The organism is Acinetobacter sp. ANC_7588, from assembly GCF_056783995.1.
Genome location: NZ_JBWYIU010000039.1, coordinates 1 through 430 on the forward strand (window position 1 = coordinate 1; position 430 = coordinate 430).

At 37.7% G+C, this 430-nt stretch carries 1 protein-coding gene and 1 pseudogene; both read left to right on the plus strand.

Annotated elements, in window-relative coordinates; all coding sequences use genetic code 11:
- Positions 1–110: pseudogene (locus AC1M9J_RS14785) on the plus strand (catechol 1,2-dioxygenase); the annotation flags it as partial.
- Between the two features lie 142 nt (positions 111–252).
- The coding region (locus AC1M9J_RS14790) for a CoA-transferase (protein WP_481612445.1) at positions 253–430 on the plus strand (178 nt) is incomplete at its 3' end.

The window sequence follows — 430 nt, forward strand, 5'->3', positions numbered from 1 at the left end:
GTCGTGGTCTAAAAGGTGCGTTCAAACATATTCAATTTGACATTGAATTAGTGAAAGACGTTGAAGGTGCGCCTTCTACTGAAGTTGAACGCCGCCGCGCATCAGCTTAAAAATAATAAAGGGATGGATTTCGCATCCATCCTTTATCTTATTCAACTAAAGAATTTAGACCAATCCAAATCTAATCATTTTGATTTGTTTAAATTTTTGCAAGACCGAAAAGGATATAGATAGCTTTATCTATAAAACGCTATGATTGATAAATCTCAAAAGACTTTAACCGAAGCCCTCTCCCAAATTAAAGACGGTTCAACCATTATGATTGGTGGGTTTGGTACTGCAGGTCAGCCTGCTGAACTCATCGATGGCTTAATTGAACTCGGTATTAAAGACTTAGTGATCGTCAACAACAACGCAGGTAATGGTGATT